13 protein-coding genes and 1 riboswitch are annotated in these 15507 nt (G+C 70.4%); of the genes, 8 read left to right on the top strand and 5 right to left on the bottom strand.

Features of this window, described 5'->3' with window-relative positions; translation table 11 throughout:
* Positions 1-44: 44 nt before the first annotated feature.
* Positions 45-3278: a glycosyl hydrolase 115 family protein gene (locus tag AB0F72_RS20355; protein WP_360433349.1), complete on the top strand. Its 3234-nt coding sequence runs from the start codon at positions 45-47 to the stop codon at positions 3276-3278.
* A 3-nt stretch (positions 3279-3281) separates the two neighbouring features.
* Complete coding sequence (locus tag AB0F72_RS20350; protein WP_360433346.1) at positions 3282-4502, top strand: SGNH/GDSL hydrolase family protein; 1221 nt, start codon at positions 3282-3284, stop codon at positions 4500-4502.
* Between the two features lie 258 nt (positions 4503-4760).
* On the opposite strand, the gene AB0F72_RS20345 is transcribed toward AB0F72_RS20350, so the two are convergent.
* Positions 4761-5609 carry an LLM class F420-dependent oxidoreductase gene (locus AB0F72_RS20345; RefSeq protein WP_360433343.1) on the bottom strand — a complete coding sequence of 283 codons (849 nt, stop codon included), beginning with the start codon at positions 5607-5609 and terminating at the stop codon, positions 4761-4763.
* 256 nt (positions 5610-5865) lie between these two features.
* Positions 5866-6645, bottom strand: coding sequence for a TOPRIM nucleotidyl transferase/hydrolase domain-containing protein (locus AB0F72_RS20340; protein ID WP_360433340.1), 780 nt, complete (start codon positions 6643-6645; stop codon positions 5866-5868).
* Between the two features lie 108 nt (positions 6646-6753).
* Between AB0F72_RS20340 and AB0F72_RS20335 the strand changes: the two genes are divergently transcribed.
* Both AB0F72_RS20335 and AB0F72_RS20330 read left to right on the top strand, forming a co-directional pair.
* Complete coding sequence (locus AB0F72_RS20335) at positions 6754-7038, top strand: hypothetical protein (protein WP_360433337.1); 285 nt, start codon at positions 6754-6756, stop codon at positions 7036-7038.
* 63 nt (positions 7039-7101) lie between these two features.
* Positions 7102-7479: a VOC family protein gene (locus tag AB0F72_RS20330; protein ID WP_360433335.1), complete on the top strand. Its 378-nt coding sequence runs from the start codon at positions 7102-7104 to the stop codon at positions 7477-7479.
* A 1-nt stretch (position 7480) separates the two neighbouring features.
* Here AB0F72_RS20330 and AB0F72_RS20325 read toward each other — a convergent pair whose 3' ends face one another.
* Complete coding sequence (locus AB0F72_RS20325) at positions 7481-8650, bottom strand: erythromycin esterase family protein (protein WP_360433332.1); 1170 nt, start codon at positions 8648-8650, stop codon at positions 7481-7483.
* A 56-nt stretch (positions 8651-8706) separates the two neighbouring features.
* On the opposite strand from AB0F72_RS20325, the gene AB0F72_RS20320 reads away from it, so the two are divergent.
* Positions 8707-9552 carry a (2Fe-2S)-binding protein gene (locus AB0F72_RS20320; RefSeq protein ID WP_360433329.1) on the top strand — a complete coding sequence of 282 codons (846 nt, stop codon included), beginning with the start codon at positions 8707-8709 and terminating at the stop codon, positions 9550-9552.
* Here AB0F72_RS20320 and AB0F72_RS20315 read toward each other — a convergent pair.
* Positions 9515-10276 (bottom strand): CbtA family protein, encoded by a 762-nt coding sequence (locus tag AB0F72_RS20315; protein ID WP_360433326.1) that lies wholly within the window; start codon positions 10274-10276, stop codon positions 9515-9517. The two genes, AB0F72_RS20320 and AB0F72_RS20315, sit on opposite strands and share 38 nt — an antisense overlap.
* A gap of 55 nt (positions 10277-10331) precedes the next feature.
* Positions 10332-10466: riboswitch (cobalamin riboswitch) on the bottom strand.
* A 22-nt stretch (positions 10467-10488) separates the two neighbouring features.
* The gene (locus AB0F72_RS20310; protein ID WP_360433323.1) at positions 10489-12588 is read right to left on the bottom strand and encodes a GAF domain-containing protein; all 2100 of its coding nucleotides are present in this window, start codon (positions 12586-12588) and stop codon (positions 10489-10491) included.
* A 169-nt stretch (positions 12589-12757) separates the two neighbouring features.
* Here AB0F72_RS20310 and AB0F72_RS20305 point away from each other — a divergent pair, with 169 nt between their 5' ends.
* Genes AB0F72_RS20305 through AB0F72_RS20295 form a run of 3 tightly spaced genes read left to right on the top strand, consistent with a single transcriptional unit; the run spans position 12758 to position 15244 of the window.
* Positions 12758-13495, top strand: coding sequence for an SDR family oxidoreductase (locus tag AB0F72_RS20305; protein ID WP_360433320.1), 738 nt, complete (start codon positions 12758-12760; stop codon positions 13493-13495).
* Between the two features lie 6 nt (positions 13496-13501).
* Positions 13502-14200, top strand: coding sequence for a histidine phosphatase family protein (locus AB0F72_RS20300; protein WP_360433317.1), 699 nt, complete (start codon positions 13502-13504; stop codon positions 14198-14200).
* Between the two features lie 57 nt (positions 14201-14257).
* Complete coding sequence (locus tag AB0F72_RS20295; protein WP_360433314.1) at positions 14258-15244, top strand: SMP-30/gluconolactonase/LRE family protein; 987 nt, start codon at positions 14258-14260, stop codon at positions 15242-15244.
* The last annotated feature ends 263 nt before the right edge of the window (positions 15245-15507 follow it).

Here is a 15507-nt window from a genome sequence, read left to right as displayed (position 1 = left end):
GGACGTCCTCGCGAAACGAATCCGAAACTTTCGGAGGCGTACCCATGCGAAACCGTCCCCTAGTCCTCCTTACCGCCCTCGCGCTGGCCGTGACCGCCGCCCCCGCTGTCGCGTCAGCGAGCGCCCCCGCTGTCGTGTCAGCGAGCGTCCCCGCTGTCGTGTCAGCGAGCGTCCCCGCTGTTGCGTCATCGCAAGCGGGCGCCCTCACGGTCGCGTCAGCGCAAGCGGGCGCCTCGACTGTCGCAGCGCCGCGGGCGGCCGCCGTCGCCCGAGCCGGCGGCGGTTACATCTCCACCAAGCCCGGTCCGGGCCGCTTCCCGCTCGTCGCCGGCGGCCGGGCCGCGCCCATCGTCGTGGACAGCGGCGACTTCCCGGGCGTGGTCCGGGTGGCCGGCGACCTCCGCACCGACCTCCGCTCGGCAACCGGCGTCAGCGCCGACCTGCGCGCCGTTGCGCTGGGCGCTGACGCTGCGGGCTCACCTGCGTCCGGTGCTGCGGGCTCGCCTGCGTCCGGCGCCCGTGGCGAGCTGGGCTCGGCTGGGTCCGGGGTCCGGCCCGATGCCGGCGCCTCCCTTGCCGGTGGGCGCGATCCGATCATTCTCGGCACGCTCGGACGCAGCGCGCTGATCGACCGTCTCGCGGCCGCTGGGAAGATCGACACGCGGGGGATCGCGGGCAAGTGGGAGACCTCGCTGCAGCAGGTCGTCGAGAACCCGCTGCCCGGTGTCCGGCGCGCCTTCGTGATCGCCGGCAGCGACCAGCGCGGCACGATCTTCGGCGCCTACGACGTGTCGAAACGCCTCGGCGTCTCGCCGTGGCACTTCTGGGACGACGTCCCGGTGCCGCATGCCGACGCCCTCTACGCGCTGCCCGGCCGGCACACCCAGGGCACCCCGAAGGTCAAGTACCGCGGGTTCTTCATCAACGACGAGAACCCGGCGACCGGGACCTGGGCGCCGAACTATTTCGGCCCCGGAAAGGCGCCCGGCTATTCCGGTGGACTGAACGCCGCCTATTACGCGAAGGTCTTCGAAACCATGCTGCGGCTCAAGGCGAACTACCTGTGGCCGGCGGTGTGGGGACGCGCGTTCGCCGAGGACGACCCGGCCAACCACGAGACCGCCAGCCGTTACGGCGTGGTCATGGGCACCTCGCACGAAGCGCCGATGATGCGCGGCATCGAGGAGTGGAACCGGCACGCGAAGCCGGCCGTCCGCGACGCCGGCGGCGCGATCGTGACACCCGGCAGCGACCCGTACGGCGGCACCGGGGAATGGAGTTTCCGCCGCAACCGGGACGCGATCGTCGCCTATTGGCGCGACGGCGCGCGGCGGATGAAGGAGCAGGGATTCGAGGGTGTCATCACGCTGGGAATGCGCGGCAACGGTGACGTGAGCCTGCCCGACGGTGACGGCATCGACCTGATGAGCAGCATCATCGACACGCAGCGCGCCATCCTCGCCGAATTCGGGCTCCAGGAGGCGCCGCAGGTGCAGACCCTCTACAAGGAGGTGCAGCGGTACTGGGACAAGGGGTATCAGCCGCCGGAGGACGTGACCGTCGTCTTCTGCGACGACAACTGGGGAAACATGCGGAAGCTCCCGCACGCCGGTCTGCCTCCGCGCAGCGGAGGGTACGGGCTGTATTACCACTTCGACTACGTCGGCGACGGGCGCAATTACAAGTGGGTGGACACCACCAATCTGGTCAACGCCTGGGAGCAGCTGCATCTGTCGTACTCGAAAGGGGTTGATCGTCTTTGGGTCGTCAACGTCGGTGATCTGAAGAACGAGGAGCTGCCCACCCAGTTCTTCCTGGATTACGCGTGGAACCCGGACGCCCTGCCGCTGTCGGAGCTCGGGGCGTGGGAGCGGAAGTACGCGGCCGAGAACTTCGGGCCGGAGCTGGCGCCGCGCATCGCCGGGGTGCTTTCCGAGTACGGCCGTCTGCAGTCCCGCCGCAAGCCGGAACTGCTGAACCGCCGGATCACCGGGGACGCCACGAACGTCGTCTACAACGATCAGGAGAACCCGTACACGCCGGAGGAAATGGACGCCGTCGTCGCCGAATGGCAGGCTCTCGCCGCGGAGGCCACGCGCATCAAACGCCGGATTCCGGCCGCCGCGCAGGACGCCTATTTCCAGCTCGTCGACTATCAGGTGCAGGCCGGCGCCAATCTGTACGAGCTGCGGCGTGCCCAGTTCACGAACATCCGATACGCCGCGCAGGGTCGCGCCGCCACCAACGATCTCGCGGCCGAGGCGGAGGCCCGTTTCGCCGAGGACCAGGCACTCAGCGAGCACTACAACACCCGGCTCGCCGGCGGTAAGTGGGCCGGATGGCAGACTCAGCCGAAGATCGGGTACGGGAACGCGGCGCGGTACAACAACGCGTCCTGGCAGCAGCCGCAGACCGACGACCACGTCGCGCTGCCGGACGAGATCTACCCGCACCTGAAACGGATCGAGGTCCCCGCGGCGGCGTCGATGGGTGTCGAGTCGCTGCTGCCCGAGCTGAGCCCGTGGCAGCCCGGGGCACGGCGGTACATCGAGATCTACAACAAGGGCACGACCGCATTCGATTACCGGATCACCACGGGACAGCCGTGGCTGCGCGTCACCCCGGCTGCCGGCCGGGTGGACGAGCAGGTCCGGGTGGCCGTGACCGTCGACTGGCGGAAGGCTCCGAGCGGGCTGACGACCGTACCCATCACGATCGCCGGGCCGGGAGGCACGCAGGTCGTGCAGGCCGCCGTGCGCAACCCGGCAATCCGGCCGGCGGGCTTCGCCGAGGCCGGCGGATACGTGGCGATCAACGCCGACCATTACGACCGGCGTGTCGGTGACTGGCAGTTGCTGCCGGACATCGGCAAGGTCGGCAACGGGATGGCCGCCGTCACCGGAAATGGCCGCCTGGAGTACCGGATGACGCTGACCACGACCGGACCGGTGAAGATCTCCGCGCACCTGTCCCCGCGCAACAACGTGCTGCCCGGAACCGGCCTGAAGTACGCGATCTCCGTCGATGACCAGCCGCCGCAGACGGTCGACGTCATCGCCGCGACGGGCGCCGACGACACCACCATGAACCGGCAGTGGGCCCGCAACACCAGCGACAACGTCAACGTGACCACCACGACGCACGTGATCGACCGGCCGGGGACGCACACGCTGACCTTCCACGCCGTCGACCCGACCGTGATCCTGCAACGGCTCGTGGTCGACACCGGCGGCGTGCGCTACAGCTACCTCGGCCCGACCGAGAGCCGGAGGTTCTGACCCATGCGTCGGCGCACACTGCTCGCCTCGTTCGGCTTCGCCGCCTCCGGACTGTTCCTCACCAGGGGCAGAGATCAACTCTCTCGCTGGACGCACACCTGGACGGCGATGCCGCAGCTCACCGAGCCGCACAACATGCCGCCCGCGCCCTTCGAACGTCTCGCCGACACCACGCTGCGGCAGACCGTGCGGGTCACCGCCGGTGGACGCCGGCTGCGGGTGCGGTACTCCAACGCGTTCGGCACCGCCGATCTGCCGATCACCGCGGCGGGCGTCGCGCTGCCCGTCGGCAACCAGGCCGGCACGTCTGCGATCCGGCCTGGCAGCGGCCGGCCGCTCACCTTCGGCGGAAGCCCGTCGGTGGTGGTGCCGGTCGGCGCGCAGATCGTCTCCGACCCGGTCGACCTGCCCGTTCTCGCCGCCGCCAACCTCACCCTCACCACGTATCTGCGCGACGGCATCAGCACCGCCGAGCTGACCTCGCATCCCGGCTCGCGCACCACGTCGTGGCTGGTCAAGGGCGACCAGCACACCGCCAACGACCTCACCGGCGCCACCGGGTCCGACCACTGGTACCTGATCAGCGGGGTCGAGATCCTTGCCGGAGCGTCCGGCCTCGTGCTGCTCGGCGACTCGCTGACCGACGGCCGGGGCTCCACCACCAACGGCAACAACCGATGGCCGGACCAGCTCTTCGACCGGCTGCGCGATCCGGAACTGGCCGTGCTCAACCAGGCTGCCGGCGGCAACCGGGTGCTGCGGGACGGGCTCGGGCCCAACGCGCTCGCCCGGCTCGACCGGGACGTCCTCGCGACCAGCGGCGCGCGGTGGTTGCTGGTCTTCGAGGGCGTCAACGACATCGGCGTCGCCCCGGCCACCGTGACTGATCAGCAGCGGATCGCCGTGGAGCTGATCGGGGCGTACCGGCAGATCGTGCTGCGCGCCCAGGCGGCAGGACTGCGTGTGTACGGCGCGACGCTCACCCCGTTCGGCGGCAACATCTACGACGACGCCGAAGGTTTGCGGGAGCGGTCCCGGCAGACGGTCAACGCGGCGATCCGGGGTGGACTGTTCGACGCGGTGGTGGACTTCGACGCGGCCGTGCGGGACCCGGCCGCGCCGTCCCGCCTTGCTGCTCCTTATGACACCGGAGATCACTTGCATCTCAACCCCTCGGGGTACGGGGCACTGGCTGCCGCAGTGCCTCGGCGGCTGTTTCGCTGAGCCCGGCTCTGCCTCGTTTCGCACGTGCTGGTCGCCGTCCCGACGGTGGCCAGCACGGTGCGGTGCGGTGCGGTGCTGGGCTGCGGTGCGCCCCGGTGCGGCGATCAGCGCACTGCGGTAATAGTTGCGCTGCGGTGACCGGTGTACTGGTGACCGGTGCCTTGCGGTGGTCGGCGCCCTGCGGTCGCCGGTGCACTGCGGTGGCCAGCGGTTGCCGCCGCGACTCCGGTGAGCGGGGCCCGCGTCACATCGGCTGCCTCAGTCCTGCGGGCGCAGCTTCAGTTCGGCTGCGACGGCACGCAGGGCGGGCACGATGTCGCCGCGTTGCGGCTGAACCTGCACGCAGACGTGATCAGCGCCGGCATCCCGATGCTCCCGGACCGCTGCGGTGATCACGGCCGCATCGCCATGGACGACGAGGCGATCGATGAGTGTGTCGCTGCCCTCTCCGGCGATGTCGTCGTCGGTGAAGCCGGCACGCCGCATCGTGGTCGTGTAGTTCGACAAGCCCAGGTAAAGCTGGAGGAACTTGCGGGCCGAGCGTCGCGCCGACTCGACGTCGGTGTCGAGGACTACGGTCTGCTCGGGAGCGACGAGCGCGTCCGGGCCGAGCACGGCGCGCGCTTCCCCGCTCTGCGACGGCACAGTGAGGTAGGGATGAGTGCCCGCGCTGCGCTCGCTCGCCATGGCGAGCATGCGAGGCCCCAGCGCGGACAGGACGCGCGACTGGACGGGCACCCCGCGTGCGTCGAGAACGTCGAGGTAGCGGGCCATCGCGTCGACGGGACGAACCCGCTCCGGGTTGGCCTCACGGTGCCCGGAACCGATGCCGAGCAACAAGCGCCCCGGATGCGCCGCCTGGATGCGGTGATAGGAGTCGGCCAGCTCGGCGGCGTCGGACGCCCAGATGTTCACGATGCCGGTGGCGACCTGAAGCGACGTGGTGGCGTCGAGCAATTCCTCTGCCTGACGAAGGTCGGACGTGGGAGAACCGCCGATCCACAGAGTGCCGAACCCGAGGTCCTCAACAGCCGTGGCGAGGTCTCGATGCAGGAAAGGGCCTGGACGCCAGACACCGACGCCGCCCAGTCGTTGACTCCAGCTCATCGGCTCATGCTCCCACGGATCTCACGGCCGTCGATGATTGTCGCGGCGCGCGGTCTGTGCTGTGCCGGTGGCAATTTCCGGGCCGGTGGCTCCGACCGGGGCCGGCTCCGGCTGGTCGTCGACTTCGATGGCATTGCGATCCCCTTTCCGTGCACACAGCATCGCGCGCCGGGGATGACAGGGGCGTAACAGCGGCCGTTCTGCTCCTGTTATGGCGGGCCTGGTTCACTTCGAACGAAACCGCAGGAGGGCGCGCTCACACGGCGCTCAGCACCGCGTCGAGCGGCCGGGGCAGAGCGTTCCCGGCGACCGCCGCTTCGACGAGCAGTCGGGCATATCGCAGATTGCGCCGTGAGCTGCTGCGCACGAAGCGGTGCACTTGAGCTCGCGTGTCCTGTCCACGCCACGCGGGCTGCTTCTGGAACGAGTGGAAGGAACGGAGGTCTCCCTGAGACATGAAAAGCGCTGTGACACCCGAGACGCCGACCGCGCGGATGAGTTCATCTTCGAGGTCGTCGATGCAGACGTGGAACCCGAGGCCCTCCATCTCGGCGCGCGTCCGGGGTAAGCCCACGCCGGCCGCCTCCAGGCCGCGTCGGAAGATGTCCTCCTCGCGCACGTCGCACAGGCCGGCGAGGCGAGTCCTTGCCGCCAAGGGGAGCACGCCGGGGGAGCCGGTGGGGCTACCTGGCCGCGGGGCCATCGGGCCGGGCGGGTGTGGGGCATCCGGGCCGGGCGGGTGCGGGGCATCCGGGCCGGGCGGGTGCGGGGCATCCGGACTGGACAGAGCGGTCAGGGCGGACAGGCCGGACAGAGCCCGGCTGATCGCGTGCGCCCCACCGATTGGCACGATGACGACCTGCTCCGCCTCGAGATCTCGTCCACGGAGAGCCGCAGCGGTCTCCAGCGCGATCTGGTCGGTGAGGCCCTCGACGAGGAGCACGGCGGCAGCGGATCCGGCCTTCGCCATCGCCCGCGCCGTCGCCCGGATCGATGCGGCGTTGCCGGCCGCCGGGCGGCCATCGACAGTGTCCATGACCATGCCGCCCATCATCAGCGGTCGGCGAGCGGGCAGGCAAACGATTTCTGGTGAACGGCACGGCGGTCGAGGAGGTGGGTTGACGTCCGGGTTGATGATGGAGGGATGGGTGCTGGAAGCTGGGTAATCCTTGATGTGGGCGCTTTCGCCGCCACGGCGCTGACGGTCGCCGCGTGGCTGTTCGGAATGCAGGGTGTGGAGTTCGCGAGTTGGTTCGCCGCTGTCTCGGGTGTGCTGGTCGTGCTCGGCACCTTCCTCTTCTCGCACAGCACCGTGCCTCCGGAGGATCCGCCGCAGGTCGGCCCGCCGCCGAGCGGACCGAAGTGGGGTGCGATCACGCCGGGCGACCCGGAGCGGCCGGTGTCCGCGCCGCCCGCCCCGGCACACTAGACATCCGCAAACAGACCGACCTAGCGGTCGGATTGTGACCGCAATGTGCGGCACGATGAATCCATGACAGCCACATGGAAGATCGAGCTGATCCCCGTCCCCGTGACCGACGTCGACCGGGCCAAAGCGTTCTACGAGAGGCTGGGCTTCAACGTCGACCACGACCACAAAGTCAACGACAATCTCCGATTCGTCCAGCTCACACCGCCCGGTTCGGCCTGCTCCATCGTGATCGGTGACGGGATCACCGAGAAGGCGCCGGGCACCCAGGAGATCCAAGTAGTGGTGCCCGACGCCGAGGCCGCCCGCACCCAGCTGCTGGACGCCGGCATCAAGACCGGTGATGTGGACGTTCAGCCGTGGGGCACGTTCGTCTACTTCCAGGACCCGGACGGCAACAGCTGGTCCCTGCAAGCCATCGAGACCCGCCCCAACGGCTGACTCAGGCGTCCTTGACGAACACGATGCCGTCGACGTCGCCGAGATGCGACGGGTCGAGCGGGGCATACCCGAACCACGGGGACACCCGCGCGGCCCCAGGCGCCTCGGTCACTCGTCCGACGAATCGGCCGTCCGGAAGCGGGAGTGCGTAGAGCGAGCCTTCCACGGTGCCCGCAGGCGGCACACCCACGCCGTGTTCCCGGATCGTTCCCGCGGCACCGGCGAGGAACCCGTAATCCGTACCCAGGTGGACGCCGGCGATCGCGCCGGCGCTCCACCATTCCACCGGCTCGCCGCCCATCCGCATCGAGCTCTTGTGCCGCTGGAAGTGCGCGTTCTGGCCGTTCGCCAGCGTCGGGCCGTGGTCGGCGAGGGCGAGCAGGTTGGCGGCCATCATCGAGTCGCGTACACCGAGCATCCGCTCGATCCGGTTCGGTGAGGTGTCGGCCATCGCGTAGTGGTAGCGCAGCAGCCCGATGGCGGTCCGAGCGTACAGTCGCGCTCGTTCCAGATCGGCTCCCAGCTGCGGCGTCCATGCCTCGACCAGGCCCGCCATCTCGTCGGCGAGTACCCGCAGCCGGATGGCGTCGCCGGTCCGCCCGACGGACTGTGACGGGTCCATCATGGCGGCCGGGTTCGTCCACCGCTCGTCCTCGCCGAGCAGCTCGTCGAGCCTCTCCGCCGAGGCCGAGGCCGAGGCCGACGCGGACGACGCCCCCGACGACGCCGACGACGGAGAGGAGGACGACGGGAGGATTGAAGAGCAGGACGAGAGAAGACCCATCATCGCCGCCCGTGGGCTGGCCCCGGCGGTGATCTCCAGCGGCCCGTCGAAGCCCGCGAACCGGACCCGGGAGCCGGCGTCCCGGCCGGCGTTGTGCTCGCGCATCCACTGCACCAGCTCACGATTGCCCGCGAAGGCGCCCCACTCGTGGCTGAACCCGCGCTTCATCACATCGTCGAGCGAGCCGTCGCCCTCGGCGACGTACTCGTCCACGACCAGCCCCATCAGGCAGTCGCTCTCGATCGCGATGGTGCGGTACCCGTCCCGCTCGACGAGCGACCGGAACAGGTCGTTGCGCTGCCGGAGCAGAGGCTCCGAGCTGTGGGTGGGCTCGCCGATGGCGAGCAGCCGGGGCAGGCGCGCGAAAAGAACGTTGACGTCGGTCATACCCCTGAACCGTATCGTTGAACTCTCGGTTGAGACTTCGCTGATACCGTCGCCCCATGGCCGAACTGATCGATGCGACACCCGCGCTGGAAGCCGCCGCGCGGTTCGGTCCTTACTGCACATGGGAAACCCAGCACCGCACATGGGAAACCCAGCACCGCACATGGGAAACCCAGCACCGCGCACGGGAAACACGGCGCTGCACCTCCGAAACACAGCACCGCACGCCGGAAACCCAGCGCCCGATCGACGGAACCTGGCCGCTGACCGACCTGCAGGACCCCGGCGTCCTCGCCGATCGCGTCGACAGCGCCAGCCACCTGCTCGCCGCGATGGCCGGCCTCACCCCCGATGAGCTGCCGAAACGAGCGGTGGCGTCGACAGTCTTCCTGGGACTGGCGGCCCGCCTGGTCTCCCCGCCGCTGGCCGCCGCGGTGACCAGCGGCGCGGTCCCGATCCCGGATCCGGCCCGGATGCGCTGGCGACCCGTGGCGAGTGGGCCGATCCCGATCTTCTGCGACGGTCTGCCGGCCACCACCGATGACCTTGTCACAGCCCTCAACACGGTGATCGAGATCCTGGTCGAGCCGGTGCTGGACGTCTTCCGTACCCAATTTGTCTTGTCTCCCCGGGTCTTGTGGGGAAACGTGGCGTCCGCGTTGGGCGGCGCCGGCACCATGATGGCCGCGAACGGGGCGAATGCCACCGATCTGATCGCGGCGCTGCTGTCCCGGAAACCACTGATCGGGACGGCCGTCCTGCACCGCCCCGATCGTCACCACCGGAGAAAGCTGATCCGCAACAACTGCTGCCTCTACTACCGGATTCCCGGCGGCGGCACCTGCGGCGACTGCGTCCTGAACGTCAAACAGCGGCAGCGGCAGCCGGTTCCGGGGCGGTGACTCGCGGCGTCACCAGGGCGGCGAACGCCAGGCCGAGCACTGTCCACAGCACCGCCTGCACGCCGAGCGACGTGATCCGGAACTCCCAGAGCAGCGTCGCCGGGAACGACTCCGGCACCTCCTGGATGCCGGGCAGCAGCAGGTACGCCACGGACACCACCACGACGAACGCGAGCGTGGCGGCCACCGCACGGCGCCACTCCACGGTCTGCGTGCGGGCGGCGATCACCGCGGCCCAGACGGCGACCAGACCCAGCACCAGCACCGCCAGGTAACTCCAGGTCCGCTGGTTGATGGTGGCCGGGTCACCGACGGCGGGCGGGTTCGGCGGGTACTTCACCCACGGCACCAGCACGGCCCCGACCAGCGCGGATCCGGCCAGCACGAGCGCCACACGGCTGTCGGCGGCGATCCGGAACCGGCGGCGCAGCAGCGTGTAGGCGGTGGCGAGCAGCCCACCCATCGCGATGCCGTAGAGGGTGGTGGCGAGAACCAGGCCGGCTTTCTGCCCGTTGCGGCTGACCAGCGGTTCCTCAGCCGAAGCCGAAGCCGAAGCCGAAGCCGAAGCCGAAGTCGCGGCGGCGTCCGGAGAGGAGGCGGCCGCGGCGGCGTCCTCGATGGCGATCGCGGCATCGACGTGCGGCTCACCGAACGCGAAGGCGAAACCACCGGCCAGCAGCCCGGCGATCAGCCCGGCGAGCAGGCCCCGCAGGAGCAACGACACAAAACGGGGCTGAGCTGACATGAAAGATCGAACCTCCAACGGGATGACGCGTCCCGATCGTGGGGCTGCGGCGGGCGAGTTCCCTGACTCCCGGCCCATCGCTGGACCGGTCACAGTGGCGCGACCGCGCCGGACTCCCACCGGCTTCCCTCGCGTCGCCGCAGTTGGCACCCTCAACCTAGTGGTGCCCCGACCAGCGGCACAACTTCCCGTCACGCCCTCGGCAGGCGCACCCGCACGATCGTCCCGGCCGGCTCGTTGCCGTCCAGGCGGATGGTCCCGCCGTGCAGGTGCACGATCGTCCGGGCCAGGCTGAGCCCCAGCCCGCTGCCCGGAATCCCCTGGTGCCGCACGTTGCTGCCGCGGAAGAACCTGTCGAACACCCGCGCCCGTTCGTCGGCGGGCGTGCCGATCCCGCTGTCGGCGATGCTCAGCTCGGCGGTCTCCGCGCCGGCGGTCAGCGTGACGACGACGTGGCCGCCCGGCGGGCTGTACGTCGCCGCGTTCGACAGCAGGTCGGTGACCACCTGGCGCAGCCGCTCCGCGTCGCCGCGCACCGGGACAGCCGGCGGCACCCACAGGTCGATGTCGAGGGCCGTGTTCGCCCGGGCGGCCTCCACCGCGCCGGTGACCAGCGCGGCCAGGTCCAGTTCGGTGACACGCAGGCCGAGGTGCCCGGAATCCAGGCCGGCCAGGTCCAGCAACGTGTCGATGATCCGTTGCAGCTCGGCGCTGTTCCGGCTGATCGACTGGATCATCTGCTGTTGTTCGTCGTCCAGCCCGCCGGCCTCCTCGGCCAGCACACCGGCGTTCGTGGTGATCGAGGTGAGCGGGGTGCGCATCTCGTGGCCGACCAGGTCGATGAAGTCGTTCTGCGCCCGGCTGAGCTGCCGGGCCAGCTGCTCGGCGCGCCGCAGCGCCACGTAGACGCCGATCTGGGCCGCGACACCGTCGAGCAGCACGGTCAGCAGGTCCTCCTGGACCTCCGGGGTGCCGGCGTAACAGGTCAGCACGCCGAGCAGGGTGCCGCCGTCGCGGACCGGGACGGCCAGGACCGTACGGATGCCGCGCCGCAGGCAGATCTCGATGCGCGACCGTTCCGCGGGCTTCGGCACGTAGGCGGCGGTGTCCGCGATGTCCGGCACCCACAGCGGCTGCCCGGTCTCCCACACCCGGCCGGTGATCCCGTGCCCGTACGCCGGCACGTGCCCGAACAACCCGTCGTCGCTGTTCGCCCCGGTGGCGTCGTAGTGCCCGACCGAGCGCAGGTCACCCTCCGCCTCGTCGATCAGGAACAGCTCCGCGCAGGGCCAGCCCAGCGTCGTGACCACGGGTTCCAGGATCTCCGGCGCCACCTCCTCGGCCGACTCCGCGGTCCGCAGCACCGCCTCGACCCGGCGGTGGCAGTCCCGGAACTTCTCGGCCCGGCGCAGCGCGGTGACCTCGTGCGCCACCGACAACGCCCCGAGCCGCCGGCCTCCGGCGCCCAGGATCGGGTTCGCGGTGGCGGCGAAGGTGCGGATCCGGTGACCCGGTCGCACGGTGAGCACGTCGGAGGTGCCGACGTGCTCACCGCCGAGGGCCCGCATCAGCGGGGTCTGCTCCCAGCGCAGCGGCGTCAGGTCCGGTCGGCGCAGCATCCCGCCGACGACGCCGGCGAGGTGCTCCGGCAGCGGCGCGTGCGGCGACAGGCCGACCACCTCGCGCAGCGCCCGGTTCATCACCACGACCCGCCCGCGCTCGTCGGCGACGACCACCCCGACGGAGAGGGTGTCGAGCAGGACCGTGAGCAGGGCAGCGGCGTCGAGCTGGGCCGGGGCCACCGGCCGCACCAGCGACGCGATCTCGGTGAGAGTGTCCACCTGATCGTCGGTCCACTGACGTGGCACCACGTCGAAAACGGTCAGCGACCCCACCGGCCGGCCCTCGGCGTCGCGCACCGGCACGCCCGCGAACGCCCGTACCCCGTACTCGGTCACCAGCGGGTGCCCGCGCAGCTCGGGCGCGGAGCCGGTGATCATGTCTCCGGCGTGGACCGGCTGGTCGGCGCTGACGATGTACTTGCACACCGAGTACGACAGTGAGGCCTGCCCGGTGCCGGCGAGCGACAAGGGCATATCGTGCACGCCCGCGAAATGCTCCTCCTCCGCGCTGACGAGCGTCACCGCCGCCATCGGCGTGTTCAGCAGCCGGGCCGCGAGCCGGGCGACCCCGTCGGTCGGCATCGGCGAGACGGGCAGCAGTAATCGCGCCTGTTCCACCGCGGCCAGCCGCACCGGGTCGCGGAGCACCGCGTCGTTCTCCGTCACCATCGTCACTGTCCTGTTCGTCGGGCCTACCTATGCCCTTGGGCAACGACCGACCCCGCCGCGGACAACGTGGAAAAGCCACAAGTCGGATCTCCGACCGGAGATCCATCGCCGCGCCGCATACATTACCGATCAGTAGCGCGGATCCGGAGAAGTGCGTAAGTTCCCCCGGATGAGCAAGGGTGTCGTTCTGATCACCGGCGCGAGCGCCGGCCTGGGTGCGGAGATGGCGCGGCAGTTCGCCGCGCTCGGCTACGACCTCGCGCTGTGCGCGCGGCGCACGGAACCCCTGGAACGGTTGCGCGAGGCGATTCCCGAGCGCCACGTTTCGGTACGGGCATTGGACGTCACCGATGACGACGCCGTTTTCCGGGTCTTCGGCGAATTCGCCGCCGAGTTCGGCCGCATCGACCGGATCGTCGTGAACGCCGGGCTCGGCAAGGGCGCGCCGCTCGGCACCGGACGGTGGGACGCCAACCGGGAGACCGCGATGGTCAACTTCGTCGGGGCGCTCGCGCAGACCGAGGCCGCCCTGCGGATCTTCCGGGAGCAGGGGCGGGGTCACCTGGTGCTGATCTCGTCGATGTCCGCGCTGCGCGGCATGCGCAAGTCGATGACGACCTACGCCGCCACGAAGGCCGGTGTCGCAGCGATCGCCGAGGGGGTGCGGTCCGAGCGGATCCCCGGCGTCGACGTCTCGGTGATCTTCCCGGGGTACATCAGGTCCGAGATGAACGCCCGCGTCCAGCAGCGGACCCGGTTCATGGTCGACACCCCGGCCGGCGTGCGGTCCATGGTCGAGGCGATCGAGAAACGGCGTGCCAAGGCCTATGTGCCGGCGTGGCCCTGGGTGCCGATCGGCGCGGCCATGCGGGTGCTTCCGCTCTCCGTCGTACGAAAGATGGTGTGATCGTCCGTGGCTCGTCTTCTCATGATCCGGCACGGTCAGGCGTCGTTCGGCGCTGACGACTACGACGCGCTCTCCGACGCGGGGCACGAGCAGGCGCGGGTGCTCGGCCGGTCGCTGGCCGCCCGGGGGATCCGGCCGGGCCTGGTGCTGCGCGGAACCCTGCGCCGGCATGCGGAAACCGTGGCAGGCTTGGACCTGCCGGCCGAGGTGGCGGTCGATCCGGGCTGGGACGAGTTCGACTTCCAGCACGTCGTCGAGGTGCACCGGCCGCTCTACCGGGACCGGGCCGCCATGATGGCCGAACTCGGTCAGCACGCCCGGCCGGACCGCGCGTTCCAGGAGGTCTTCGAGGCGGCCACCGGGCGCTGGTCGTCGGGCGGCAACGACCACGAGTACGCCGAGTCGTTCCCCGGCTTCCGCGACCGGGTCGCCGGTGTCCTCGATCGGGCCGGCGAACTGGTGCGCGAGCACCGGGACATCGTCGCGGTCAGCTCCGGCGGGCCGATCGCGATGGCCGTCGCGCTGCTCACCTGCGGCCCGAAGGCGGACCTGGCGCAGCTCGCGGCGGTGTGGACCGCGCTGAACCGGGTGGCGGTCAACACCGGCGTCACGAAACTGATCGCCGGGCGGCGAGGGCTGTCGATGTCGACCTACAACGAGCACACTCACCTCGAAGCGGACGCGGGGTTGCTGACGTACCGCTGATCTTGTTTCTGTGTCCCGCCGATCCCGTTCTGTGTCCCGCCGATCTTGGAGATTGTCATGGCTCGTCGCCTGATCAGCCCTCGCCGGTGGACGCCGCCCCGGTTCGCCGATCCGGGACCGACCGCGCCGCTGCGCATCGGCCGCCGGCTCCCGACCGGCGGACACGGTCCCGAGGACGTCCGCTTCGACGACGCCGGGCGGATCCTGACCGGCCTCGCCGGCGGCAACGTCGTGCGCCTCGATCCGGTGACCGGCGAGAACACGGTGCTGGCGTCGACCGGCGGGCGCCCGCTCGGGCTGTGGCCGCTCGCCGGCGGGGGAGCGCTGGTCTGCGATCATGATCGGGGACTGCTGTCGATGAGCCGGGGCGGGGAGATCTCCGCCCTGGTCAGCCCCGGATACCGGTTCGCCAGCAACGTCGTGGCCGGCAGCGACGGGACGATCTGGTTCACCACGTCGACCAGCCGCTGGACCCTCGAGGAGCACACCGGCGACATCCTCGAGCACAGCTGCACCGGCCGCCTGGTCCGCCGCGCTCCGGACGGGACAGTCACCACGCTGCTGACCGACCTGAAATTCGCGAACGGGGTCGTCCTCGCCCCCGACGAGTCACACCTGCTGATCGCCGAGACCGCCGGCTACCGGATCCGCCGCCACTGGCTGACCGGCCCGGACGCCGGCCGCACCGACAAGCTCGTGGCGAACCTGCCCGGCTTCCCGGACAACATGTCACTCGGCAGCGACGGCCTGCTCTGGGTGGCGATCGCCGCGCCCCGGAATCCGCTCGTCGACCGCTTGCTGCCGCTGCCCGGTCTGCTGCGGGTCCTGGTCTGGAACCTGCCCGAGCGGGTACGACCGGCGGCCACCCCGATCGCCTGGGTGATGGCGTTCACGCTGGACGGCCGCCGGGTCCACGACTTGCGCAGCTCGGACGGCTCCTACGGCTTCGTGACGTCGGTGGTCGAACGCGACGGGACAGTGGTCGTCGGCAGCCTGACCGAAAACGACATAGCAATCCTGGACACCACTCACCTGAGAAGCTGACCTGCGCCGGCGGGCGGCCGGCGCGGTCCCCGGCCTCCGGCGGCGGTGCTCGCCGCGGGCGACGCGGGCCGCGAGCCGTAGCTCAGGCATGTCATCCGCCGGCGGTTCAACCTGCGTCAGCTACGGCTGGGGAGCGCCGGCCGTAGTGGGCGCAGGTAAAACGCGGCGTTGATCTGCGTGGACTACGGCTGGGGAGCGCCGGCCGTAGTGGGCGCAGGTAAAACGCGGCGTTGATCTGCGTGGACTACGGCTGGGGAGCGCCG

The organism is Actinoplanes sp. NPDC023936, assembly GCF_040639325.1.
GTDB lineage: Bacteria > Actinomycetota > Actinomycetes > Mycobacteriales > Micromonosporaceae > Actinoplanes.
The sequence above is the reverse complement of the archived record's forward strand: the minus strand, read 5'-3'. Positions and strand labels throughout refer to the sequence as shown.